Source organism: Enterobacter cloacae complex sp. ECNIH7, assembly GCF_002208095.1.
Classification (GTDB): Bacteria; Pseudomonadota; Gammaproteobacteria; order Enterobacterales; family Enterobacteriaceae; genus Enterobacter; species Enterobacter cloacae_M.
The window spans coordinates 3,295,752-3,321,180 of the sequence record NZ_CP017990.1 but is presented as its reverse complement, the minus strand read 5'-3'; the positions used below and the strand labels follow the sequence as shown (position 1 = coordinate 3,321,180).

At 56.4% G+C, this 25,429-nt stretch carries 21 protein-coding genes and 1 pseudogene; 13 read left to right on the top strand and 9 right to left on the bottom strand.

The genetic code is table 11. The features are described from left to right. Positions 1–74: 74 nt before the first annotated feature. The gene (gene mglA / locus WM95_RS16300; protein ID WP_023312467.1) at positions 75–1,595 is read left to right on the top strand and encodes a galactose/methyl galactoside ABC transporter ATP-binding protein MglA; all 1,521 of its coding nucleotides are present in this window, start codon (positions 75–77) and stop codon (positions 1,593–1,595) included. 15 nt (positions 1,596–1,610) lie between these two features. Next, the gene (gene mglC / locus WM95_RS16295) at positions 1,611–2,621 is read left to right on the top strand and encodes a galactose/methyl galactoside ABC transporter permease MglC (RefSeq protein ID WP_008500921.1); all 1,011 of its coding nucleotides are present in this window, start codon (positions 1,611–1,613) and stop codon (positions 2,619–2,621) included. A gap of 49 nt (positions 2,622–2,670) precedes the next feature. On the opposite strand, the gene WM95_RS16290 is transcribed toward mglC, so the two are convergent. From WM95_RS16290 to WM95_RS16270, 5 genes are all read right to left on the bottom strand, one after another. Further along, on the bottom strand, positions 2,671–4,059 hold the full coding sequence (locus tag WM95_RS16290) for a glutamine synthetase family protein (protein WP_063408478.1): 1,389 nt from the start codon (positions 4,057–4,059) through the stop codon (positions 2,671–2,673). 124 nt (positions 4,060–4,183) lie between these two features. Beyond that, positions 4,184–4,900, bottom strand: coding sequence for an outer membrane permeability protein SanA (gene sanA, locus WM95_RS16285; protein ID WP_008500918.1), 717 nt, complete (start codon positions 4,898–4,900; stop codon positions 4,184–4,186). Between the two features lie 126 nt (positions 4,901–5,026). After that, positions 5,027–5,911: a cytidine deaminase gene (cdd, locus tag WM95_RS16280; RefSeq protein ID WP_063408472.1), complete on the bottom strand. Its 885-nt coding sequence runs from the start codon at positions 5,909–5,911 to the stop codon at positions 5,027–5,029. A 129-nt stretch (positions 5,912–6,040) separates the two neighbouring features. Further along, the gene (locus WM95_RS16275; protein WP_063408471.1) at positions 6,041–6,736 is read right to left on the bottom strand and encodes a CidB/LrgB family autolysis modulator; all 696 of its coding nucleotides are present in this window, start codon (positions 6,734–6,736) and stop codon (positions 6,041–6,043) included. Then, positions 6,733–7,128: a CidA/LrgA family protein gene (locus WM95_RS16270; protein ID WP_023312463.1), complete on the bottom strand. Its 396-nt coding sequence runs from the start codon at positions 7,126–7,128 to the stop codon at positions 6,733–6,735. The genes WM95_RS16275 and WM95_RS16270 overlap by 4 nt, the downstream gene beginning before the upstream one ends. 167 nt (positions 7,129–7,295) lie before the next feature. On the opposite strand from WM95_RS16270, the gene dusC reads away from it, so the two are divergent. From dusC to WM95_RS16245, 5 genes and pseudogenes are all read left to right on the top strand, one after another. Beyond that, positions 7,296–8,228 (top strand): tRNA dihydrouridine(16) synthase DusC, encoded by a 933-nt coding sequence (dusC, locus tag WM95_RS16265; protein ID WP_045402866.1) that lies wholly within the window; start codon positions 7,296–7,298, stop codon positions 8,226–8,228. A gap of 302 nt (positions 8,229–8,530) precedes the next feature. Further along, complete coding sequence (locus WM95_RS16260; RefSeq protein ID WP_063408470.1) at positions 8,531–9,877, top strand: carbohydrate porin; 1,347 nt, start codon at positions 8,531–8,533, stop codon at positions 9,875–9,877. Between the two features lie 155 nt (positions 9,878–10,032). After that, a complete protein-coding gene (gene licT / locus WM95_RS16255) occupies positions 10,033–10,866 on the top strand; it encodes a BglG family transcription antiterminator LicT (RefSeq protein WP_032658940.1) in 834 nt (277 codons plus the stop codon). Between the two features lie 24 nt (positions 10,867–10,890). Continuing rightward, positions 10,891–12,857, top strand: a pseudogene (gene bglF / locus WM95_RS16250) (PTS beta-glucoside transporter subunit IIABC). Between the two features lie 12 nt (positions 12,858–12,869). Continuing rightward, the gene (locus tag WM95_RS16245; protein ID WP_023312458.1) at positions 12,870–14,264 is read left to right on the top strand and encodes a glycoside hydrolase family 1 protein; all 1,395 of its coding nucleotides are present in this window, start codon (positions 12,870–12,872) and stop codon (positions 14,262–14,264) included. 39 nt (positions 14,265–14,303) lie between these two features. On the opposite strand, the gene yohP is transcribed toward WM95_RS16245, so the two are convergent. Next, the gene (gene yohP, locus WM95_RS27895) at positions 14,304–14,387 is read right to left on the bottom strand and encodes a small membrane protein YohP (RefSeq protein ID WP_015572324.1); all 84 of its coding nucleotides are present in this window, start codon (positions 14,385–14,387) and stop codon (positions 14,304–14,306) included. Between the two features lie 203 nt (positions 14,388–14,590). On the opposite strand from yohP, the gene mdtQ reads away from it, so the two are divergent. Continuing rightward, a complete protein-coding gene (gene mdtQ / locus WM95_RS16235; protein WP_074166091.1) occupies positions 14,591–16,009 on the top strand; it encodes a multidrug resistance outer membrane protein MdtQ in 1,419 nt (472 codons plus the stop codon). A 50-nt stretch (positions 16,010–16,059) separates the two neighbouring features. Further along, positions 16,060–16,824 carry an SDR family oxidoreductase gene (locus WM95_RS16230; RefSeq protein WP_023312456.1) on the top strand — a complete coding sequence of 255 codons (765 nt, stop codon included), beginning with the start codon at positions 16,060–16,062 and terminating at the stop codon, positions 16,822–16,824. A gap of 81 nt (positions 16,825–16,905) precedes the next feature. Here WM95_RS16230 and WM95_RS16225 read toward each other — a convergent pair whose 3' ends face one another. Next, a complete protein-coding gene (locus WM95_RS16225; RefSeq protein WP_023312455.1) occupies positions 16,906–17,478 on the bottom strand; it encodes a DedA family protein in 573 nt (190 codons plus the stop codon). A 157-nt stretch (positions 17,479–17,635) separates the two neighbouring features. Between WM95_RS16225 and WM95_RS16220 the strand changes: the two genes are divergently transcribed. Further along, complete coding sequence (locus WM95_RS16220) at positions 17,636–18,223, top strand: Yip1 family protein (RefSeq protein WP_023312454.1); 588 nt, start codon at positions 17,636–17,638, stop codon at positions 18,221–18,223. A 167-nt stretch (positions 18,224–18,390) separates the two neighbouring features. Continuing rightward, on the top strand, positions 18,391–19,314 hold the full coding sequence (gene pbpG / locus WM95_RS16215; RefSeq protein ID WP_023312453.1) for a D-alanyl-D-alanine endopeptidase: 924 nt from the start codon (positions 18,391–18,393) through the stop codon (positions 19,312–19,314). Positions 19,315–19,461: 147 nt separating this feature from the next. Here the strand turns inward: pbpG and WM95_RS16210 are convergent, their stop codons facing one another. After that, positions 19,462–20,016, bottom strand: coding sequence for a GNAT family N-acetyltransferase (locus tag WM95_RS16210; RefSeq protein WP_059444967.1), 555 nt, complete (start codon positions 20,014–20,016; stop codon positions 19,462–19,464). 112 nt (positions 20,017–20,128) lie between these two features. Next, the gene (gene dld, locus WM95_RS16205) at positions 20,129–21,877 is read right to left on the bottom strand and encodes a D-lactate dehydrogenase (protein ID WP_063408467.1); all 1,749 of its coding nucleotides are present in this window, start codon (positions 21,875–21,877) and stop codon (positions 20,129–20,131) included. Positions 21,878–22,066: 189 nt separating this feature from the next. On the opposite strand from dld, the gene bglX reads away from it, so the two are divergent. Together bglX and osmF are read left to right on the top strand one after the other, a co-directional pair. Beyond that, positions 22,067–24,364, top strand: a complete 2,298-nt coding sequence (gene bglX / locus WM95_RS16200) for a beta-glucosidase BglX (protein ID WP_045355465.1) — start codon at positions 22,067–22,069, stop codon at positions 24,362–24,364. Positions 24,365–24,509: 145 nt separating this feature from the next. Further along, positions 24,510–25,427 (top strand): glycine betaine ABC transporter substrate-binding protein OsmF, encoded by a 918-nt coding sequence (gene osmF, locus WM95_RS16195; protein ID WP_063408466.1) that lies wholly within the window; start codon positions 24,510–24,512, stop codon positions 25,425–25,427. Positions 25,428–25,429: the final 2 nt, after the last annotated feature.

Here is a 25,429-nt window from a genome sequence, read left to right as displayed (position 1 = left end):
CGGTACTGTCTCCACTGGGCGCAATTCGTTGCGCCCTTTTATAACGCGATATGCGAGGCCAACAAGGTATAATTATGGTCAGCACAAATACTCAGTCATCCGGTGAATACCTGTTGGAAATGAGCGGTATCAACAAGTCATTTCCCGGCGTTAAGGCACTCGATAATGTTAATTTAAAAGTTCGCCCTCACTCTATTCATGCCCTGATGGGGGAGAACGGTGCGGGTAAATCAACATTATTAAAATGTCTTTTTGGGATCTATCAAAAAGATTCTGGCAGCATTCTTTTTCAGGGGAAAGAGATCGATTTCCATTCAGCGAAAGAAGCACTGGAAAACGGTATCTCGATGGTTCACCAGGAATTAAACCTGGTGCTGCAGCGTTCAGTCATGGATAACATGTGGTTGGGGCGTTATCCAACCAAGGGTGTCTTTGTCGATCAGGACAAAATGTATCGCGACACCAAAGCGATTTTTGACGAGCTGGATATTGATATCGATCCGCGCGCCCGCGTGGGAACATTATCCGTCTCCCAGATGCAGATGATCGAAATCGCCAAAGCGTTTTCCTATGATGCGAAAATCGTCATCATGGACGAACCGACATCGTCATTAACGGAAAAAGAGGTTAATCACCTTTTTACCATTATTCGTAAGCTAAAAGATCGCGGCTGCGGCATTGTGTATATCTCCCACAAAATGGAAGAGATCTTCCAGCTGTGCGATGAGATTACCATCCTGCGCGACGGTCAGTGGATTGCCACGCAGCCGCTGGAAGGGCTGGACATGGACAAGATCATCGCCATGATGGTCGGCCGTTCCCTGAACCAGCGCTTCCCGGACAAAGAAAACAAGCCGGGCGAAGTGATCCTGGAAGTGCGTAATCTGACCTCGTTACGTCAGCCGTCTATTCGCGATGTCTCCTTCGACCTGCATAAGGGCGAAATCCTGGGGATTGCCGGTCTGGTCGGGGCAAAACGTACCGACATCGTGGAAACCCTGTTCGGTATCCGTGAAAAAGCCGAAGGCACTATTACGCTGCACGGTAAGAAAATTAACAACCACAACGCCAACGAAGCCATTAATAATGGTTTTGCGCTGGTGACGGAAGAGCGTCGTTCGACCGGTATTTATGCCTATCTGGATATTAACTTTAACTCGTTAATTTCTAACATTCGCAATTACAAAAACAAAGTCGGACTGCTGGATAACTCTCGCATGAAGAGCGATACCCAATGGGTTATTGACTCCATGCGCGTGAAAACGCCAGGACACCGCACCCAAATTGGTTCGCTGTCAGGCGGTAACCAGCAGAAAGTCATTATCGGCCGCTGGTTATTAACCCAGCCAGAAATTCTGATGCTGGATGAACCGACCCGCGGTATTGACGTCGGCGCGAAGTTTGAAATTTATCAGCTGATTGCCGAGCTGGCGAAAAAGAATAAAGGGATCATTATTATTTCTTCCGAAATGCCGGAATTGTTAGGGATCACGGATCGTATTCTGGTTATGAGCAATGGTCTCGTTGCCGGTATTGTTGACACCAAAACGACAACGCAAAACGAAATTTTGCGTCTTGCGTCTTTGCACCTTTAAGATCAGGGGCTCCTCATGAGTGCGTTAAATAAAAAAAGTTTTCTCACTTACCTGAAAGAAGGCGGTATTTACGTTGTTCTTTTAGTACTGCTGGCTATCATCATTTTCCAGGACCCTACGTTCTTAAGCCTGCTGAACCTGAGTAACATTCTGACCCAGTCCTCCGTGCGTATTATCATTGCGCTGGGCGTGGCGGGCCTGATCGTAACCCAGGGGACGGACCTTTCTGCCGGTCGTCAGGTGGGGCTGGCGGCGGTTATCGCGGCAACCCTGCTGCAGTCGATGGAAAACGCCAACAAGGTCTTCCCGGAAATGGCCACCATGCCGATTTTCGTGGTGATCCTGATTGTCTGCGCCATCGGTGCGGTGATTGGTCTGATCAACGGTATTATCATCGCCTACCTGAACGTGACGCCGTTTATCACCACGCTGGGTACGATGATCATCGTTTACGGTATCAACTCCCTGTACTACGACTTTGTCGGTGCTTCCCCAATCTCGGGTTTTGACAGCGGCTTCTCGACCTTTACGCAAGGGTTCATCGCGCTGGGCAGCTTCCGCCTGTCGTATATCACCTTCTATGCGCTGATTGCGGTGGCCTTCGTCTGGATCCTGTGGAACAAAACGCGCTTCGGTAAAAACATCTTCGCAATCGGCGGTAACCCGGAAGCGGCGAAAGTCTCCGGCGTGAACGTTGCCCTGAACCTGCTCATCATTTATGCCCTGTCCGGCGTGTTCTACGCCTTCGGCGGGATGCTGGAAGCGGGTCGTATCGGCTCTGCAACCAACAACCTTGGCTTCATGTACGAGCTGGATGCGATCGCAGCCTGCGTGGTGGGCGGCGTCTCCTTCAGCGGCGGCGTGGGTACGGTACTGGGCGTGGTGACCGGTGTGATCATCTTCACCGTCATCAACTACGGCTTGACCTATATCGGCGTGAACCCGTACTGGCAGTACATCATCAAAGGCGCCATCATTATCTTCGCGGTTGCGCTGGATTCACTGAAGTACGCGCGTAAGAAATAATTGCTCCTCGCGTTATCCGGCCCGCTCACCGAGCGGGCTTTTTTATGCCTTATGCCAGCTGTGACTCCTCTCGGGTCACAATGCGCTCAAACCAGTCGAGTTCAGAGAGTTTGCAGGCGACCCACTGTTCAGAAAAGGCGTCGCCCAGGCTGTCGGTGAGGTACTGACAGCGGGCAAAGGTCTCAATCGCCTCCTGCTGAAACAGCGGCAGCTCGGGACGATCGTGCTGCGGTTCTGGCAAATCCTCGTCGTCGGTGTTTTCCAGCCCGTACAGCATACCGGTCAGGATAGTGGCTGCCACCAGATACGGATTGGCATCGGCCCCGGCCAGCCGGTACTCGATACGACGGTTGTGGTCATCCGAGCAGGGAATACGCAGGGCGGCGGAGCGGGTGTTATAGCCCCAGGAGTTAAATACGGGCTCCGTCAGGTTTTTACGCAGGCGACGAAACGCGTTAACGCCAGGCGCAAGAATGGCGACAGAGGCGGGCATCAGCGCCAGCTGCCCCGCGATGCACAAACGCATCATGCTGTTAAGCGCGTTCACCGGGGAAGCAAAGACGTTTTCGCCGTGACGATTGTTCAGGCTGAAATGGAAGTGCAAACCGCTGCCGGACAGCTGGCTGAAAGGTTTAGCCATAAAGTTGGCCTGCAGGCCGTGCTTTTCGGCAACGTAACGGGTCAGGCGACGAAGCGCCAGCACGTTATCGCAGACCTCAACCACGCGATGGCTGTGCTTCAGGTTTAATTCGTACTGACCGGACTCGGCTTCTGCCACGATCCCGGACAGCGGGATGCGCTGCAGGTGCGCCAGCTGTTCCACCTCGTCAAACAGTGCCGCATGGGCCGTCGTAGTATCCATATGAAAACAGCCCTGATTTTGCGGATCCCGATCGTCATGCCCCGTCAGATAGAACTCGATTTCCGGGGCAATCACCGGGAAGAGGCCGTGCTGGTGGAAGCGGGCCAGCACCTTCTGCAGTATCACGCGCGGCTCAAGCGGGCAGGGGGTATCGTCGCTGTCTTTCATCGTCAGCAGGATCTGCGCGTTGTGCTGCGGATCCTGCGGGCAGGGGCGCAGGGAGCCGGCGACAGGAACGCAGAGTCGGTCCGGCTCATCATGAAGCGGGGCGGCGATTTTTCCTTTCTGATCCATCGAGTAGACCGAAAGGGGAAAATAACAGCCTTTTTCCAGGCTCAGCATGCTCTCCACCGACAGACGCTTGCCGCGCATCGTGCCGTTGATATCGTTCAGGTAAACGTCTACATGTTTCGTCTGCGGGTAACGTTCCAGATAATCTGCCACTTCCACTGAAAGGTTGTGCTGCAGGGCATCAATTTTTTCATCAAGCCAGAGACCGGAATTGAGTGCGCCAGGAAGTGATAAACCGGGAAAGTTAAAATACGGGCGGAGACTTTTGAGGAAAAACGCATTCATTATTGAGTTCATAGTCATTCTTCAATGAAGCCGTAGCGGCAGTGAACTCAGCTTAAAAGAGCCGACGTAAAGGTGGGATAAAAAGCGTCAGGCCCGACGTAAAGAAAGTATAAAGGCGGCCCTGTTATTTCTCTTTTTTCTGCATATCCAGCAGCTGCTCGGGCGTGACGGCCGGGTAACCCTGCGCGTCTTCCGGCACTTCGTGCATCGCCGGAATCGGCACCAGCGGGCCTAAAAAGCGCGGTTCGCGTTTGAAGATATACAGATCGGCCAGGGCGCCAAAGCGCGCGCCGAACTCACGGACGCGCACGCTCAGCATGTCCTTTGGCGACGGCACCGCGTAACACTGCGCCTGAATGCCCATATGCAGCGCGATAAACAGCGCGCGCTCGCAGTGGAAGCGCTGGGTGATGATGATGAAGTCGTTGGTGTCGAAGACTTTACGCGTGCGCACGATGGAGTCCAGGGTGCGGAATCCGGCGTAGTCGAGCACGATATCGGCAGGGTCCACGCCCGCGGCAATCAGGTCCTTACGCATCGTCACCGGTTCATTGTAGCTTTGAAGAGCGTTATCGCCGCTCAGCAGCAGGTAGTTCACCTTGCCGCTGTTGTAGGCGTTCAGCGCGCCCTGAATGCGGTAACGGTAATACTGGTTGATCACGCCGGTGCGGTAATACTTGGCGGTGCCGAGCACCACGCCAACCTGACGATAGGGCAGGTCCTGCAGGTCATCAAAGATGTAGGGGGCGGTTTTCCAGCTCATCCAGCGGTCAAGACCCAGCACGATCAACAGCAGTATGCCGACCAGGACAGACAGGCTGTAAAAAACGCGCTTTAACATGGAGATGGCTCGTTCGTGGATGAAATTTAACTCAGGCTACTTTACCCGCCTGGTTAGCGCAAGAAACAGCGACTCAACTGAGGGGTTTTTCAGCAAACTGGCGGGCATTTCTGCCCGCCGGAAGGATTACGCAAGCAGTACGCGGTCAATCGTCGTGCAGCCCAGCGCTTTAAGCGTCGCGGCGGTCGCATCCCACTGAATCAGCGGCGCATCGGCAATTTCTGCCAGAATAGCGCGCTGAATGTCCGGATAGTCATAGCCGTTCAGGCTCAGCAGGTTAAGCGCGCCCTGCAGCGGTGGCAGGGTTGGGTTAAACGCGGCGTTTTCCGCGTAGCTGCCGCTAAAGATCCGGCCATCGCGGCACTGCAGCGCCACGCCGCTCGGGGACTTGCTGTACGGCGTGTGGCTTTTGTTCGCCGCGCGAATGGCCGCCTGGCTCAGGTCATCGCCGGACAGGGCGTAACCGTGGTCCTGATCGTCCATCAGCAGCGTTTTGATCTCCAGATCTTTCGGGCCAAACGCGTCAGGCAGATAGTCCCCCAGCTTATGCGGCGCGCGGCCTGGCAGATTGATGCGCAGCTGCAGCCCGCTGTTCAGCTCGTTCATAAACTGACGGCAGTGGCCGCAGGGGGTGTAGTTAACGGTAATGGCGCTCAGGGCTTTTTCACCGCGCAGCCAGGCGTGGCTGATGGCGCTCTGCTCGGCGTGAACCGTTTGCTGCATGGTCGCGCCCAGGAACTCCATATTGCCACCGAAGTACCAGGTTCCGCTGACGCCGCGCGCAATGGCCCCGACGTTAAAGTGGGAGAGATCGGCCCGCGCGCAGGCGGCAGCCAGGGGAAGCAGTGCGAAAGCCAGCGCGTCTTCGTCCAGTCCCGTTGCTTGTTTCAGCATCGTGACCTGCTCCGCGGTCAGCAGGGCGGGGAAGTGTGCATCTGCCAGAACGGGAGCCAGGGCTGACTGCAAATTCTCTGCAAGCTGGGCGAAAGCAGCTTGAAAACGTGGGTGCATGGCGTTTGCCTCATAAAGGTTAATGGATCGGTAGTTTACGGAGCCGCCAGGGCTTTATATGTGATCCACTTCTCATTATGTATGCAACTTATGAAATCAAAATGAAATTTGCGCGACGCATCGCAAATTTTAGCCCATCACCGCCAGAATCAGCGGGAAAATGAACGGGGCCAGCAGGGAGGTGATAATCCCGCAGATCACCAGCGCCAGGGAGCTAAACGCCCCTTCCTGATAATCCAGCTCCGCACAGCGGGCGGTGCCCAGGGCGTGGGAGGCGGTCCCCATCGACAGCCCCCGTGCCGCTTTAGTATGAATACGCATCCCGTTCAGCAATGTGTGACCAAACACCGCCCCGAGAATACCGACGAAAATGACGCACATCGCGCTGATGGCCGGGATCCCGCCGAGGCTGCCACCGACCGCCATCGCGATAGGCGTGGTTACCGATTTAGGCAGGATCGACGCCGCAATCTGCGGAGAGGCCCCCATCAACAGCGCTACCGACGTGCCGGTGATCATCGCTACCAGGCTGCCCACAAAACAGATGGTAATGATGGATTTCCAGCGGGCGCGGATCTGGTGGAGCTGTTCATATAAAGGAAAGGCGAGCGCCACAACGGCAGGCTGCAGCAGGTCGTTTAAAATTTTGCTGCCGGCAAAGTAGCGTTCGTAGGGAATGCCGGTGAGCAGCAGGAACGGAATAATCACCACCATTGCCACCAGCAGCGGGTTCAGCAATGGCATTTTAAAACGTGCGGCAAGCTTGCGCACGGCGAAGAACACCGCCAGGGTTAACGGCAGCGACCACCAGATATTGGCCATCATTTTTTTGTTTTCTCCCCGACCACGTTACGTTCGCCATGCACCAGATGCGAACTCCAGCTCACAACCAGGAAAACCACCAGCGTACTGACCGCGCAGGAGACCACAATCGGGCCGAACTGGGCCTTGAGCAAATCAAAATACTGCATGACCCCGACGCCGATAGGCACGAAAAGCAGCGCCATATAGCGAATAAGGACGAAGCAGCCGGGATTGACCCATTTTGCGGGCAGGATTTGCAGCGCCAGCAAAACAAAGAGGATCAGCATACCGATAATGCTGCCGGGAATGACGATCGGCAGCAGCGACGCGATGAAAATCCCGGCATACAGGCAGGCGTAAATCAGGACGAATGCGCGCAGATATTGCCAGATAATGTTCAATGATTTGCTCATGGTGATAGTCCTTGCTGAAACGCATTCATCATACAATTAAACTCAAAAATGTGCCACGGATCACATCATGAAATTTGAGCATACCAGACATTCCAGAATGGAAAGTCGCGCTTTCCACATACATACAGAGCAGATACTATAGCGCGTCTTTTTCCACAGGTACTGCTATGCGTGTTTTACTGGCCCCAATGGAAGGCGTGCTCGACTCCCTCGTGCGCGAGCTTCTGACCGAGGTGAACGATTACGATCTCTGCGTGACGGAATTTCTGCGCGTGGTCGATATGTTGTTGCCGGTAAAATCCTTCTTCCGCCTGTGCCCCGAGCTGCACAACCAGAGCCGGACCTCTTCCGGTACGCTGGTGCGTATTCAGCTGCTCGGCCAGTATCCCGAATGGCTGGCGGAGAACGCCGCCCGCGCGGTTGAGCTGGGCTCTTACGGGGTGGATCTCAACTGCGGCTGTCCGTCGAAGCTGGTTAACGGCAGCGGCGGCGGGGCGACCCTGTTGAAAGATCCTGAGCTGATTTACCGCGGCGCGAAGGCCATGCGTGAGGCCGTGCCTTCGCATTTGCCGGTGACGGTGAAGGTGCGCCTGGGGTGGGACAGCGACGCGCGGCAGTTTGAAATCGCCGATGCGGTGCAGCAGGCCGGGGCCACCGAGCTGGTGGTGCATGGCCGCACCAAAGAAGATGGCTACAAGGCCGAGCGCATTAACTGGCAGGCGATCGGCGAGATCCGCAAGCGCCTCTCCATTCCGGTGATCGCCAACGGTGAAATCTGGGACTACGCGAGCGCGCAGGCCTGTCTGCAGGCCACCGGCTGCGATGCGGTGATGATCGGTCGCGGCGCCCTGAATGTGCCGAACCTCAGCCGGGTGGTGAAATATAACGAGCCGCGAATGCCGTGGGCAGACGTCGTTACGCTGCTGCAAAAATACAGCCGACTGGAAAAGCAGGGCGATACCGGTTTGTATCACGTCGCGCGAATTAAACAGTGGCTGAGTTATTTACGCAAAGAGTACGATGAAGCGCTGGGATTATTTCAGGAGATTCGGACATTACAGACTTCGTCTGATATTGCCCGGGTGATTCAGTCAAAATAATAAGCGTTAAATTGCTCACACTTTTTTAAAGCAGAAAACAGTTCTGGTTTTCAACGTGGCGCGACGGTGTTAAGGTGCCACTGTTTTCAACGCAGGATTGTTACTGGCTAACAGGCAAAACCTAAGCGTTTCACAGCATTTTCGCTGTGGAGCGCTTAGGTTTTTTTTTGCCTCTCGTTTACTCAGGAGAGAAATTTGGCTTAGCGCTTTTTACTGATTTTAAAAAAATGAAATATCGACAGGAAATAGAAAAATTTCCTGCGGCCGGTTACGCACAAAATACTCAATCACAGGTTGTTATCATGGCATATAAAAATAAACTCTATGCGCTCGCCTTATCGACGATATCCCCGCTGTCGGTGGCGCAGGACTGGAACGGAACGGTATTAGGCTTTGAAGCTCCTCCGGAGCCTGTTCTGGGCGAAATGCTCGGCATACGTAAAATCCTCAACGATAACGGTTTTACCTGGAATCTCGGATATCTGAATGAAATTGGCTGGAACGGAGGCGGTGGCTATAACCACGACTCGCACGTGGCCTATATTGACCAGTTTGCGCTGACCTTCAACCAGGATCTTGAGCGCTGGACCGGTATCCCGGACGCGCGTATCGAGGGGAACATCGTCAACCGCAACCACAATGACGACCTCACCACCAAACGCGTGCAGGACCCGCGCGTGAACTTCAACGATTTGACCCAGGAGAGCTGGGGCGGACAGTCCATTACCCGCCTGGGCTGGCTGACCTTTGCCCGCAGCTTTGACGACCGGCGTCTGACCTGGCGCATCGGGATGATGAACAAGGTGCAGACCTTCGATCAAATCATCCCCTGTGATTTCCAGCTCCTGTCGCAGTGCGGCGGGAAGTCAGCCAACTCGCTGACGTGGAACAACTGGAACGTTCACACCTGGGGCACCACGCTTGCGTATAAATTAACGCCGACGCTGACGTTAAAAGGTGGCGTGATGGAGCAAAATCCCGAGGCCTCCAGCCGCAGCCACGCCTGGAGCTGGTCGACGAAGGGCAGCAAAGGGGTCTTACTGCCGGTTGAAATCGAAGCGCGCCCGCTGATTAACGGCCTGCCGGGCGCGTACAACCTGGGCGTGGTGTTTACCAACGCGCCGCAAACCGATCTCTATCGCGGCAAATCCGGCGGTGCGGGCGCGACGGACCCGAACGGCTTTGATACCCACAGCCGGACCTGGTTCATGTACGCCGGGCTGAACCAGCAGCTTACGCAGCATCAGGATGATCCGAATCGTGGGTTGAGCACCTCTTTCAGCATGAGCCTTGCGGATCAGAGTACCAACTACATGCACCAGGTTTACGCCGCCTCGCTGCGCTACCGCGGGCTGTTTGACGCGCGACCGGAAGACTGGATTGGCTTTGGCTTGACCTGGATTGATATGAGCAGCCAGTACGCCCGCAATCAGCGTTACCTGAACAGCCTGAGCGGCGTTAGCGATTACACCAATCCGGCGTATCATCCGGTGCCGGGCCATTCCCTGAACGGCGAGTTTTACTACCGTTTTCGTCCCGTGCCGTGGCTTGAACTGCAGCCGGGCATTCAGTACTGGCACCATCCCGGCGGGGTATCCCGGACGCAGGATGCCTGGGTGACGGAGCTGAAAACTGTCGTGACGTTCTAGCAATGTCGATCCGCGTCACGTTTCTGATGCGTGATGCATTGAGGCTATGAATGAAACTGATAGAGTGCCAGAACTGGATTGTTACTGCTTAGGCAGGCAAAACCTGATTTTCTGGCATCTGCCGGAGGTCAGGTTTTTTTGTTTCTGGGGTTCAGATGAAAATCGCCAAGATACTCAATAATAACGTGGTGGTTGTTCAGGATGAGCGCGGGCGCGAACAGGTGGTGATGGGCCGTGGGCTGGCCTTTCAGAAGCGCGTCGGTGAAGCGCTGGATACCGCGTTGGTTGAAAAGGTGTTTGCGTTACAAAGCGATGAACTGGTGCGTCGACTCGGGGAGTTGCTGAGTCAAATTCCGCTGGAGGTAATGACCACCTGCGACCGCATCATCGGGCTGGCGGCGCAGCGGCTGGGCAAGCTGCAGGAGAGTTTGTATATCACCCTCACCGACCACTGCTACTTTGCGATTGAGCGGCAGAAGAACGGGCTGGCCATCAAAAACGTGTTGCTGTGGGATATTAAACGGCTGTATCCGAAGGAGTTCGAATTAGGGCAGGAGGCGCGGGCCATTATCGCCAGACGCCTGAACGTCGAGCTGGAGGAGGATGAGGCCGGGTTTATCGCGCTGCATCTGGTCACCGCGCAGCTGAACAGCGAAATGCCGGAAGTGATGCACGTTACGCGGGTGATGCAGGAGATCCTGCAGCTGGTGAAGTATCAGCTGCAGCTTGAGTACGATGAAGACTCGCTCAGCTATCAGCGTTTCGTCACCCACCTGAAGTTTTTTGCCCAGCGGATGCTCACCCGCACCGTGGTGGAAGATGACGACGTCTCGCTGCATACGGCGGTAAAAGACAACTACGCGAAGGCGTGGAAATGCGCTGAGAAAATCGCTCAGCACCTGAACAAAAGCTATCAGCGTGAGCTGACAACCGAAGAAATTATGTTCCTCGCCATTCATATCGAGCGGGTGAGAAAAGAGGGGCGTTAAGCCTCAAAACAGGATTGTTACTGCATCACGCAGGCAAAACCTGAGCGCGGCCTTCGTAAGAAGGACGTTCTCGGGTTTTTTTATTTTTTGTACTCAGTCAACAGGTGCCTGCAGGCATCGGATGTAAGGAAATCGAGATGGAATACCAGGCTTTAGCGAAGGATATTCTCGGCCACGTTGGCGGAAAAGAGAACATCGTCAGTCTTGTGCACTGCGCCACCCGGCTTCGCTTCAAACTAAAAGAGAATCAACGGGCGGATGCGGAAGGGCTCAAGAAAAACCCGGGCGTGATCATGGTGGTGGAAAGCGGCGGTCAGTTTCAGGTAGTGATTGGCAACCACGTCCACGACGTCTGGCAGGCGGTGCGCAATGAGGCAGGCCTTACCGATGACGCGCCCGTCGTGGAAGAGAAGGGAGAAAAAGGGAATCTGCTGGGCCGCCTGATTGACATCGTCTCCGGGATCTTCACCCCGTTTATCGGCATTCTCGCGGCCTCCGGTATTCTGAAAGGGCTGCTGGCGCTGGCGGTGGTATGCGGCTGGCTCACCACCGAAAGCGGCACCTATAAAATCTGGTTCGCCGCCAGCGACGCGCTGTTCTTCTTCTTCCCGCTGGTGCTGGGCTATACCGCCGGGAAAAAATTCGGCGGCAACCCGTTTATTACCATGGTGATCGGCGGGGCGCTCACTCATCCGATGATGATTGCGGCGTTTAACGCCAGCCAGCAGCCGGGCGCGGTATCGGACGCCTTTTTGGGCATTCCTGTCACCTGGTTTAACTACAGCTCGTCGGTGATCCCGATTATTCTCGCCTCGTGGGTGAGCTGCTGGCTGGAAAAACAGAGCACCAGGCTGCTGCCGTCCTCGATGAAAAACTTCTTCGCGCCGCTGATCTGTCTGGGCGTGACCGTGCCGCTGACTTTCCTCGTTATCGGGCCGCTGGCGACCTGGCTGAGCCAGATGCTGGCGAACGGCTATCAGAGTATTTACGTTCTGGCACCGTGGCTGGCGGGCGCGGCGATGGGCGCGCTGTGGCAGGTCTGCGTTATTTTTGGCCTGCACTGGGGGCTGGTGCCGCTGATGATTAACAACCTGGCGGTGCTGGGGCATGACTCCATGCTGCCGATGCTGTTGCCCGCGGTGTTTGGTCAGGTGGGGGCGGCGCTGGGGATCTTCCTGCGTACCCGCGATGCACGTCAGAAAATGCTGGCGGGTTCATCGGTAACGGCAGGGATATTTGGTATTACCGAGCCGGCCGTTTATGGGGTAAACCTGCCGCTGCGCCGCCCGTTTATCTTTGGCTGCGTGGCGGGAGCTATCGGCGGCGCGATTGTCGGCTTCAGCGATACTCACGTTTACTCCTTCGGCTTCGCCAATATCTTTACCATCGCCCAGATGATTCCGCCGGGCGGGGTAAACGCCACGCTGTGGGGCGGCGTGATCGGCACCGCGGTAGCGCTGGTGCTGAGCTGCGGCCTGACGCTGGTGGCGGGCATGCCGGGACGCGCAGCGCCCGAGGCGGTTTTGCTAGCGGGTGAAAACGATGTGCTGGCACCGATGACCGGCACCGTTCTGGCGCTCGACCAGGTGCCGGATACCACGTTTGCCAGCGGCCTGCTTGGCAGCGGTGCCGCGATTATTCCCTCCGATAACAAAGTGGTGGCCCCGTTTGCCGGCGTGGTGGCCTCGCTGTTTCAGACCAAACACGCCATCGGCCTGCTCAGCGACAGCGGTATTGAAGTGTTAATTCACGTGGGGATCGACACCGTGAAGCTCGACGGCAAGCCGTTTACCGCCCACGTGAAGGTGGGCGACAGGGTGCAGCCCGGCGATCTGCTGCTGGAATTTGACCGACAGGCGATTATCGATGCCGGATACGACCTGGCGACCCCGATCATTATCAGTAACAGCGATGAGTATCGTGACGTGGTGACCGTGGCGGCAACGTCCGTCAGTGCCGGTGCGCCGTTACTCAGCGTAAGCCATCAATAACAGGAGAACGTGATGAAAACTTTCCCGGACGATTTTTTATGGGGCGGCGCGGTTGCCGCGAATCAGGTAGAAGGCGCGTATCTGGAGGAGGGGAAAGGGCTGTCCACCTCAGACGTTCAGCCGCAGGGGGTCTTCGGCCCGGTGGTTGAGCGCGTGGCGGGCGACAGCGGCATCAAGGACGTCGCCATCGACTTCTATCACCGCTACCCGGAAGACATCAAACTGTTCGCTGAGATGGGCTTTAGCTGCCTGCGCGTCTCCATTGCCTGGACCCGTATTTTTCCGAACGGCGACGAGCAGCAGCCTAACGAGGCGGGGCTGGCGTTTTACGACCGGCTGTTTGACGAGCTGGCCGCGCACAACATTACCCCGCTGGTGACGCTCTCGCATTACGAAATGCCGTGGGGGCTGGTGAAGCAGTACGGCGGGTGGGGCAGCCGCCAGACCATTGGGTTCTTCGAGCGCTACGCCCGCACCGTGTTTGCGCGCTACAAGGAGAAGGTGAAGCTCTGGCTGACCTTCAACGAGATCAATATGTCTCTGCACGCGCCGATGACCGGCGTGGGCCTGCCGGAAACCAGCAGCAAAGGGGAGGTGTACCAGGCGATCCACCACCAGCTGGTGGCCAGCGCGCTGGCCGTGAAGGCCTGCCACGAGATTATTCCGGATGCCAGAATCGGCAACATGCTGCTGGGCGGCCTGATGTACCCGCTGACCTGCAAACCGGAAGATGTTCTGGAGACGCTGCAGGAAAACCGCGCGTGGCAATTCTTTGGCGACGTGCAGTGCCGTGGCGCCTATCCGGGCTATATGCAGCGCTTCTTCCGCGACAACGGTATTCAGCTTGAGGTAACGGATGCCGACCGCGAGGCGCTGAAATCGACCGTCGATTTTATCTCCTTCAGCTACTACATGACGGGCTGCGTCACCGCGGATGAGGCCCTCAACCAGCAGGCGCGCGGCAACATCCTGAGCATGGTGCCTAACCCGCATCTGGCAAGTTCCGAATGGGGCTGGCAGATTGACCCCATCGGCCTGCGTACCCTGTTAAACGTGCTCTGGGATCGCTATCAGAAGCCGTTGTTTATCGTGGAAAATGGCCTGGGGGCGAAGGATAAACCGGATGCGAACGGCGTGGTGCAGGATGACTATCGCATCAGCTACCTTAACGACCACCTTGTGCAGGTGCGTGAAGCGATTGAAGACGGCGTTGAGGTGATGGGCTATACCAGCTGGGGGCCAATCGATCTGGTGAGCGCGTCTAAAGCTGAACTCTCTAAGCGCTACGGCTTTATTTACGTCGATCGCGATGACAGCGGAAAGGGCACGCTGGCGCGCAGCCGTAAGAAAAGTTTCTACTGGTATAAAGAGGTTATTGCTACGAAAGGGGCTTCGCTGAAAGTCTGATATCGGGAACGTTGCCCGGCGCAGAGCCGGGCAAATAGATCAGAAAATCATCTTGAATACGCCGGTGACCACTAAGAGCCCTATCAGAAATATAATTAAAATAACCCACAGTAATATTTTCATTCCTTTCTCCCGCTCATGTATGTCCTGAATAAGTGTAGCAGCGTATTTATATTTGGCGTGAATGCATTGGATTTAATCATTCTCTTTGGGAATAAATTTCCGGGTATTAAAATGTATGACAATTTGCGGATTGCCACGCGTTACTAAAAAAATGAACGATATCGAGCGTAACGTGCGCCTTTATTTTTTGAGTGTATGGCGTAATGAAACGTTCTCTTATTTTATCTCTGAGTGCTCCCTTCGCTTTTATTCTGGCAGCCTGTGCGCCTGAACATGCCACGGTATCTCCCCTTAAAACGCAAACCGCTGCGGCGTCGGTGAATACGGTTCTGAATCATCAGGACTGGCCGAAAAATGAGTGGTGGAAAGCGTATAACGATCCCCAGCTTAATGGGCTGATTGCGAAAGCGTTGAGCGATGCACCGGATATGCAGATTGCCCGTCAGCGCATTACGCTTGCCGAAGCACAGGCCAAAGCCGCAATGGCCGCTGACGGCCCGCAGATTGATTTTTCCGCCGATGCGGAACGCCAGAAAATGTCCGCCGAAGGGCTGATGGGGCCTTTTGCCCTTACCGACCCGGCGGCAGGCACCACCGGGCCGTGGTACACCAACGGCACCTTTGGCCTGACCGCAGGCTGGGAACTCGATCTGTGGGGAAAAAATCGCGCCCGGGTCGAGGCCCGGATTGGCAAAGTGAATGCGCAAAAAGCGGAGCTGGAGCAAACCCGCCAGCTGCTGGCCAGCAGCGTGGCGCGGCTCTACTGGGAGTGGCAAACTCAGGCCGCCGCGGGGGAGGTTCTTGCGCAGATCAAACATGAGCAGGACAACATCATTGGTGCCGATCGCGAACTGTATCAGCATGGGATCACCTCCTCCGTGGAGGGGGTGGAAACCGATATCAACGCCAACAAAACCGAAGAGCAGCTTGCAGAAGTCAACGGGAAGATGAAAGCCGTCGAGGCGCGTCTGGTCGCGCTGACGAATTCTTCCTCCGTAACGCTTACGCGGCATGCGCTGCCGACGGTCGACGCCGCGCTACCGTCGACGCTCGGTTATGAACTGCTGGCACGCCGTCCGGATCTTCAGGAGGCACACTGGTATATCGAAGCCTCTATGAGCGAGGTGGAGGCCGCGAGAGCGGCTTTCTATCCTGACGTGAACCTGATGGCGTTCCTACAGCAGGATGCCCTCCATCTGAGCGATCTGTTTCGTGCTTCAGCGCAGCAGATGGGCGTGACCGCCGGGCTAACGCTGCCGATCTTCGACAGCGGCAGGCTGAACGCCAGTCTGGATATCGCCCAGGCGCAAAATAATCTCTCGGTGGCAAACTACAACAAAGCGGTGGTCGAAGCGGTCAATCAGGTGGCGCGCACGGCCAGTGAAGTCGAAACGCTGACGGCAAAGAACCGCCATCAGCAGCAGGTTGAAAAAGATGCGGCGCGGGTTGTGGCGCTGGCGCAGGCGCGTTTCAGCGCGGGGATCGTTGCGGGCTCGCGGGTCAGTGAAGCCAGGATCCCGGCCCTCAGGGAAGACCTCGCCGGATTGAAGCTGAAAGGCCAGTATGTCGACGCCACGCTGCAGCTCACCTCGGCGCTGGGCGGCGGTTATCATCACGGCTAAAAAAGGTCATTATCTATACTTACCTCTTTGCAGTTTTTCAGGAGGTGAGTATGACCAGAGTAGCGATAGTGACCGCATCGGATTCCGGGATTGGTAAAACCACGGCGCTGATGCTTGCAGAGCGCGGGTTTGATATTGGCGTCACCTGGCACTCGGATGAAAAAGGGGCGCTGGAAACCTGCCGCGAAGTTGAAGCGCAGGGGCAGCGCGCAGAGGCTATCCATCTTGATTTAAGCACGCTGCCGGAAGGCGCAGAGGGTATTGAAACGCTGATTGCGCGTTTTGGTCGGCTGGACGTGCTGGTCAACAATGCGGGTGCGATGACCAAAGCGCCGTTCCTTGAGATGCCGTTTGACGACTGGCGGAACATTTTCACCGTCGACGTGGACGGCGCGTTTCTCTGTTCACAAATTGCCGCCCGCCAGATGGTGAAGCAAGGGGAAGGGGGGCGGATTGTGAACATTACCTCGGTGCATGAGCACACGCCGCTGCCGGAGGCGAGCGCCTACACGGCGGCAAAACACGCGCTCGGCGGGTTAACCAAATCCATGGCGATGGAACTGGTTAAGCACAACATTCTGGTGAACGCCGTCGCGCCGGGCGCCATTGCCACACCGATGAACGACATGGACGACAGCGAAGTGAAGGAGGGTTCAATGCCGGAAATCCCGCTGGCGCGGCCGGGCCACACCAAAGAGATAGCCAGCCTGGTGGCATGGCTTTGCGACAGCGACGCCAGCTACACGACGGGGCAATCGTTTATTGTTGACGGGGGCTTTATGCTGGCGAACCCGCAGTTTAAGCCGGAGGGGTAGTTTTCCCCTCTCCCTGTGAGAGAGGGTGTTTTTAGTTCCCTCTCCCTGTGGGAGAGGGTGAGGGCATCAGGCCGCACCCGGCTACTCCTCATCCCGCGTCTTTTCCCGATGCTTCAGCCACAGCCTGACCCCAATCACCGCCACCACCACCAGAATCAGCCACGCCCAGTGCTTCAGATGCTGGTCGAGATTATGCAGCCACGGGCCAATCACTTCGCCCCCTACGTAGCCGAGCGTCGTAAAGATCATCGCCCAGGCAATCGCACCAAGAACATTGAGCGGCAGGAAAATTTTTGGCGGCAGATGGCTGGCGCCAATCAGTATCGGCCCGATAATGCGAAAGCCATACATAAAGCGCGTGCCGATGACGAACAGATAGGGATGACGTTGAATGAGCCGTTGAGCGCGGCGGATTTTCTTCTGATGCTTTGCGAAACGCTTAAGCAGCGTGGGCCCGAAGCGCAGCCCGAGAAAGTAGAGCAGCTGATCGCCAATCATTCCGCCGAGCGCGACCGCTGCGACGACCAGCGGGAATTTCAGCAATCCCTGATGCGCGGCGACGCCGCCTAACAGCGTGATGGTTTCACCTTCTGCCACGCTACCGACGACCAGCGCGGCATATCCATATTGTTCAATAAGTGCGTTAATATCCATTACGTAAATGTTATCTCCCTCTGCTTACCTCGTTTAATCATATACCTCATGAATCAACAGCGGGGAAATCAACGGAAATTTCCCACTGTACAGAAAATAATCTAAAGCCTGCATTATACTTAAGGTATCGCTGACGGGCCGACAACAAGGGGGCGCTATGAACCATGTCTGGGGACTTTTCTCCCATCCCGATCGTGAGATGCATGTCATTAAAAGTGAGAACGAAACGGTCTCGCATCATTACACGCACCACGTGCTGCTGATGGCTGCGGTGCCGGTAATATGCGCCTTTATCGGAACAACACAAATCGGCTGGAACTTCGGTGACGGCACCGTTGTTCAGCTTTCCTGGTTTACCGGGCTCTATCTGGCCATCGTTTTTTATGGCCTGATGCTGGCGGGTGTGGCGGTAATGGGGCGCGTCATTCACTGGATGGCGCGTAACTACCCGCAACGTCCATCGCTGGCGCACTGTATGGTCTTTGCCGGATATGTCGCGACCCCGCTGTTCTTAAGCGGTATTGTTGCGCTCTATCCACTGGTCTGGCTGTGCGCGCTGATCGGTACTATTGCCCTCTTTTACACCGGGTATCTGCTGTATCTGGGGGTTCCAACCTTCCTGAATATCAATAAAGAAGAAGGCCTGAGTTTTTCCAGTTCAACACTCGCTATTGGGGTGCTGGTGCTGGAGGCGCTACTGGCGCTGACGGTTATTCTTTGGGGTTACGGATACCGTCTCTTCTGAGTTCACTGCATTGCTGGCGTAAATGCCAGCAATGCAGCATCTGTTCACGATTATCCGCTGGCGACAACGCCCGGTGACCGCTATGATGCCGAAGCCAGCCTGTGTTTATCCGTTGATACAGGCGGTGTACGTCATGACGTGCGTGAATAATTATCAGAAGTCTCACCATGCTGAAATTCCGAGTCTCTTTACTTAGCCTGGCGCTGCTGCTGGGCGCGTCCGCTGCCGTGCCGGCCGTCGCTAAAACGCCTGCGGTGACCGCCGCTGCTGCTCAGCCGCAAATTGCGTCCGGCAGCGCGATGATTGTCGATCTCAACACCAATAAGGTGATCTACGCCAGCCATCCGGACCTGGTGCGCCCGATCGCCTCGATTACCAAATTAATGACCGCGATGGTGGTGCTTGATGCACATCTGCCGCTGGACGAAAAATTGAAAGTGGATATCAGCCACACGCCGGAGATGAAGGGGATTTACTCCCGCGTGCGTCTGAACAGTGAAATCAGCCGTAAAAATATGCTGCTGCTGGCGCTGATGTCGTCTGAAAACCGTGCGGCGGCGAGCCTGGCGCACCACTATCCGGGCGGCTACGACGCCTTTATCCGCGCGATGAACGCAAAAGCCAAAGCGCTGGGAATGACCAATACGCATTATGTTGAACCGACGGGACTGTCGATCAACAACGTCTCCACGGCCCGCGATCTGACGAAACTGTTGATTGCCAGCAAACAGTATCCGCTGATTGGTCAGCTCAGCACCACCCGTGAAGAGATGGCGACCTTTGCGAACCCGGCCTATACGCTGCCGTTCCGCAACACTAACCATCTGGTATACCGCGATAACTGGAATATTCAGTTAACCAAAACCGGCTTTACCAACGCGGCAGGACACTGCCTGGTGATGCGCACCGTGTTTAACGGTAAACCGGTGGCGCTGGTGGTGATGGATGCCTTCGGCAAATATACCCACTTCGCGGACGCGAGCCGCCTGCGTACCTGGATTGAAACCGGGAAAGTGCAGCCCGTTCCGGCCGCAGCATTGACGTATAAAAAGCAGAAAGCGGAACAGATGGCGACGGCGCAGAACGACTGAGCCGTCCGTCAACGCCGGGTGGCGGCTTCGCCTTACCCGGCCTACGAGATAACGAAAAACGGTAACTTATGTTACCGTTTTTTGTTTTCTCCCTCTCCCTGTGGGAGAGGGTCGGGGTGAGGGTGAGGGCACCAGACTGCACGGTCTTTATTCCGGCAGCGTCCAGTCCCCATCGTTGAGCGAGCGCTGCATAATCACCGTATCCCGCCAGTCACCTTTTTTATAGCCTACGCTGCGCAGCTGACCGACAATCACGAAACCATGTTTTTTATGCAGCCGCAGCGAGCCGGAATTATTGTTGCCATCTCCCACAACGGCAATCATCTGCCGCCACGGGCCTTGCTCGCATCGTTCAATTAGCGCATCCATCAGTGCCGAACCAAAACCGCGCCCGGTGATGCTGGCATCCACGTAAATCGACTCTTCCAGGGTATAGCGGTAGGCGTGTCGCGGGCGGTAAGGCGTGGCGTAGCAGTAGCCCACCACGATGCCGCGATACAGCGCGATAAGCCACGGCAAACCGCTCTCAGCCACGCTTTTCATACGCTGACGCATTTCGTCGATGGTAGGGGGGACTTCTTCAAATGACGCGCGCCCGTGCAGCACATGCCAGGCATAGATGGCGGCGATGGCATGCACATCATCGGGAAGGGCATCGCGCACTTCCAGTTCGGTCTCGGATAAAACATCAATAGCCGACATGATGTGCCTGCTCCTCGTTATAGAATGCCGGAGAAACGTTCCTCCGGCGTCAGAGCGTCACTCTATTACGATTAAGGCACGCTAAACAATCTCTCAAATTTGGCTGTAGGAATTAATCAGACGCTTGCGTTACGCGCTGCTCCGCATCTGCCTCTTCTTTCCAGTATTTCTTCCGCGTTGTTTTACCAATGCCGGGGTTCATGCTGTTTGTAGGGTCATTCTCGCGATAAAACTGCTTAAGTGCGTCAGGGGCTTTATAAAGATGCCCGACGTTATGTTCCGCAGGATATTGTGCGCCGCGTTCACGCAGCAGGGCGAGCATCTGCTCCTTCAGTTCGTGCGCATCGACCCCTTTTTTGACGATGTAATCCTGATGGAAGACATAACACATAAAGTGGCCGTAATAGAGCTTATGCACCAGCTTGCTGTCGATTTCCGGCGGGAGGTGCTCAAACCACTCGGTGTCGTTACGTCGCAGGGCGATATCCAGCGCCAGAATATCTTCCACCTCTTCGGAATGCACCGCCTGATAACGAATGGCGGCGCCTGCGGCGGCAAAACGGTGCAGGAACGCTTTGCTGCCCTCTTCAGGCGTACAGGCAAAGAAATCCCCTTCGGCGGTTTTGAAGAATTCGGTCAGCCAGGACTGCGCTTCGGCAATTCCGTCCCCGGCCATTTTCAGCAGCAGGTGATGCTCGTACTTATCGCGCCAGGTTTTCATTCGCTCCGGCAGATGCGCCGGGAAAACGTTGCCCAGCTTCTGCATAAAGCGGTCGGTGAAGTGGGGTTTGAACAGCGACACTTTCTCCAGCATCGCGTCGGTGCGTCCCTTCATGGTGAAGAAGAACGGCATTTTGTCGGTGCCGAGCTTGTCGATCATCAGGAACGTATCTTTGCCGTAACGCTCGGCGATGTCGTAAATGTCCCGGTGCATGTACTCGCCCGCCACCGGCAGATGGGTAAATTCGCCCAGAATATGACGACGAATTTCGGTCAGAACCTCAGGCTGATTGGTACCGATGTAGAACACCTGCTGCTTTTTCTCCGCCGGGAAGGTATCCAGACGCACGGCAAACACGGCCAGCTTCCCGGCGCAGCCGGAGGATTCAAACAGGCGGTCCGGGTCGGCGTTGTAGCGCGCCGGCGTATCGGCGTCGATATCCCGCACGCGGGTCACGTAGTCGTGATCGTGCGCGTGGCGGCCGTCGTGCTGCACGTCTTCGTCCTTCACGCGATCGTCGTCAAGCTTGCTGAGGATCTGCTCTGGCGTCACGCCGAGATCGATTCCCAGATGGTTCACCAGCGTCAGCTTGCCGTTTTCGTCAATACGGGCAAACAGCGACATCTCGGTGTAGGCCGGGCCGCGCTGCACCAGCGAGCCGCCGGAGTTGTTGCAAATCCCGCCAACCACTGAGGCGCCAATACAGGAGGAGCCAATCACCGAGTGCGGCTCACGGCCCAGCGGCTTAAGCGCTTTTTCCAGGGAGTAGAGCGTCGTGCCGGGGAATGCGAGCACCTGCTCGCCTTTATCCAGCAGGTGCAGCTTGTCGAGGCGCAGGGTGCTGATAATCACGATGTCGCGATCGTAATCGTTGCCGTTCGGCGTGGAGCCTTCGGTCAGGCCGGTATTGGCGGCCTGCATTAAAATAATCTTGTCGGCGGCGACGCAGGCGCTCAGCACGCGCCACAGCTCCAGCAGCGTGCCGGGGAAGACCACCGCCAGCGCCTCACCCTGACCGGAGCGGAAACCTTTGCGGTAGCGGGCGGTTTTGGCCGGGTCGGTAAGCAGGTGAGAGGAGCCAACCAGGCGCGACAGTTCGTTAATAAATGTTTTGTTATCGTCAGTTCGAACAGAAGACATCTTCCACTCCTTGTGGTGGGGCAAATTTCTCGCTGTAAAGCATAGCGCGATTAACTGTTAAGCGGTCGAGTATTCACGAGAAAAATCAGAGAATAACCCTGCAACGTTTCGAGGGTTTGTGGCACACTGCGCTTTTCGCACGGTATGGCCGAGATCGTCCGGCGGTTATTGATGAGAGAGTAAAACGACATGAAATGGCTATGTTCTGTAGGTGTCGCCGTCAGCCTGGCGCTGCAACCTGCGCTGGCAGAGGATTTGTTTGGTAATCACCCGCTCACGCCTGAAGCACGGGACGCGTTTGTCACGGAATTGCTCAAGAAAATGACGGTTGATGAGAAAATCGGCCAGCTGCGTCTTATCAGCGTCGGTCCGGATAACCCGAAAGAGGCCATCCGCGAGATGATCAAAGACGGGCAGGTAGGGGCCATCTTTAATACCGTCACCCGCCAGGATATCCGCAAGATGCAGGATCAGGTGATGGATCTCAGCCGCCTGAAAATTCCTCTGTTCTTTGCCTATGACGTGGTGCACGGCCAGCGTACCGTTTTCCCGATTAGCCTCGGTTTAGCTTCTTCCTTTAACCTCGACGCGGTGAAAACCGTTGGGCGCGTGTCGGCTTATGAAGCGGCGGACGACGGCCTGAACATGACCTGGGCGCCAATGGTGGACGTTTCGCGCGATCCGCGCTGGGGCCGCGGCTCGGAAGGCTTTGGTGAAGATACGTATTTAACCTCCACGATGGGTAAAACCATGGTGGAAGCGATGCAGGGCAAAAGCCCGGCGGACCGCTACTCGGTGATGACCAGCGTCAAACACTTCGCGGCCTATGGCGCGGTTGAAGGCGGGAAAGAGTACAACACCGTCGACATGAGCCCGCAGCGCCTGTTCAACGACTACATGCCGCCGTACAAGGCGGGGCTGGATGCGGGCAGCGGCGCGGTGATGGTCGCGCTGAACTCGCTGAACGGCACGCCTGCGACCTCTGACTCCTGGCTGCTGAAAGACGTGCTGCGCGACCAGTGGGGCTTTAAGGGCATCACCGTTTCTGACCACGGCGCGATTAAAGAGCTGATTAAACACGGTACCGCCTCCGATCCGGAAGACGCGGTGCGCGTGGCGCTCAAGTCCGGCATCAACATGAGCATGAGCGACGAGTACTACAGCAAATACCTGCCGGGGCTGGTGAAGAGCGGCAAGGTAACGATGGCGGAGCTGGACGATGCCGCGCGCCACGTGCTGAACGTGAAATACGACATGGGGCTATTTAACGATCCGTACAGCCACCTGGGGCCGAAGGATTCTGACCCGGCAGATACCAACGCCGAAAGCCGTCTGCACCGCAAAGAAGCGCGTGACGTGGCGCGCGAAAGCCTGGTGCTGCTGAAAAACCGCCTCGACACGCTGCCGCTGAAAAAATCCGGCACCATTGCCGTAGTGGGCCCGCTGGCCGACAGCAAGCGCGACGTGATGGGCAGCTGGTCTGCGGCAGGCGTGGCCGATCAGTCCGTGACCGTGCTGACCGGGATTAAGAGTGCCGTGGGTGATAACGCGAAAGTGGTGTACGCCAAAGGGGCGAACGTCACCAACGACAAAGACATCGTCACCTTCCTCAACCAGTATGAGGAAGCGGTGAAGGTCGATCCGCGCACGCCGAAGGAGATGATCGACGAGGCGGTGAATACCGCGAAACAGTCTGACGTCGTTGTCGCAGTTGTGGGCGAAGCGCAGGGTATGGCGCACGAGGCCTCCAGCCGTACCGACATCACCATCCCGCAGAGCCAGCGCGATCTGATCGCCGCCCTGAAAGCCACCGGCAAGCCGCTGGTGCTGGTGCTGATGAACGGTCGTCCGCTGGCGCTGGTGAAAGAGGACCAGCAGGCTGACGCCATTCTGGAAACCTGGTTTGCCGGTACCGAAGGCGGTAACGCCATCGCCGACGTGCTGTTTGGTGATTACAACCCGTCGGGCAAGCTGCCGATGTCCTTCCCGCGCTCCGTCGGGCAGATCCCGGTCTACTACAGCCACCTGAACACCGGTCGCCCGTATAACGCCGATAAGCCGAACAAGTACACGTCCCGTTACTTCGACGAAGCTAACGGCCCGCTGTATCCGTTTGGTTACGGCCTGAGCTACACCACCTTCAAGGTTTCTGACGTGAAAATGTCGGCGCCGACCCTGAAGCGTGACGGCAAAGTTACCGCCAGCGTTGAGGTGACCAACACCGGCAAGCGCGAAGGGGCAACGGTAATTCAGATGTACGTCCAGGATGTCACCGCCTCGATGAGCCGTCCTGTTAAGCAGCTGCGCGGCTTCGAGAAGGTCAATCTGAAGCCTGGCGAAACCCAAACCATCAGCTTCCCGATTGACGTGGAGGCGCTGAAGTTCTGGAACCAGCAGATGAAATACGATGCGGAGCCAGGCAAGTTTAACGTCTTTATCGGGGTGGATTCCGCCCGCGTGAATAAAGGCGAGTTCGAGCTGCTGTAACCTTCCCTCCTTTGCATCCCCCGACTTCCGGGGGATGCGTCTTACGTTATGCTAAAAAGGCATTTTGCCGGGTAAATCCGCTGTTTTAAGCTACGCTTTTCTCTCAAGCCTCTGAAAAAGGCGATAAAAAAATGAGGATAGCGTAATGACGATTGCAAAGGGGATGTTGGGATCTGCGGTGCTGCTGGCGGCACTGAGTCTGCCGTTACAGGCGGCGGAGCCGGTAAAAGTGGGCTCAAAGATCGATACCGAAGGCGCGCTGCTCGGCAATATTATTTTGCAGGTGCTGGAAAGCCACGGCGTGAAAACCGTCAATAAAGTTCAGCTCGGCACCACGCCCGTCGTGCGCGGGGCGATCACCTCCGGCGAGCTGGATATCTATCCGGAATACACCGGCAACGGGGCATTCTTCTTCAAAGATGAAAACGATCCGGCATGGAAAAACGCCAAAGCCGGGTATGAGAAAGTCAAAAAACTCGACGCGGAACAGAACAAGCTGGTCTGGCTGACGCCGGCCCCGGCCAACAACACCTGGACTATCGCCGTGCGCAAGGACGTGGCGGAGAAAGGTAAGCTGACGTCTCTGGCGGATCTCAGCCGCTATCTGAAAGAGAAGGGCGACTTTAAGCTGGCTGCGTCCGCGGAGTTTATCGAGCGTCCTGACGCGCTCCCGGCGTTCGAAAAAGCCTACGACTTCAAGCTCGACCAGGCGCAGCTGCTCTCGCTGGCGGGCGGGGATACGGCGGTAACCATCAAGGCGGCGGCGCAGCAAACTTCCGGCGTTAACGCGGCAATGGCCTACGGCACCGACGGCCCGGTTGCGGCGCTCGGCCTGCAAACCCTGACCGATCCAAAAGGCGTACAGCCGATTTACGCTCCGACCCCGGTCGTACGTGAGTCGGTGCTGAAAGCCTATCCGGAGATTGCAGAATGGCTCAAACCGGTCTTCGAAAAGCTGGATGAAAAAACGCTGCAGCAGCTGAATGCCAGCATTGCCGTCGAGGGGCTGGATGCCAAAAAAGTGGCCGCCGACTTCCTGAAACAACAAGGGCTTGTGAAGTAACG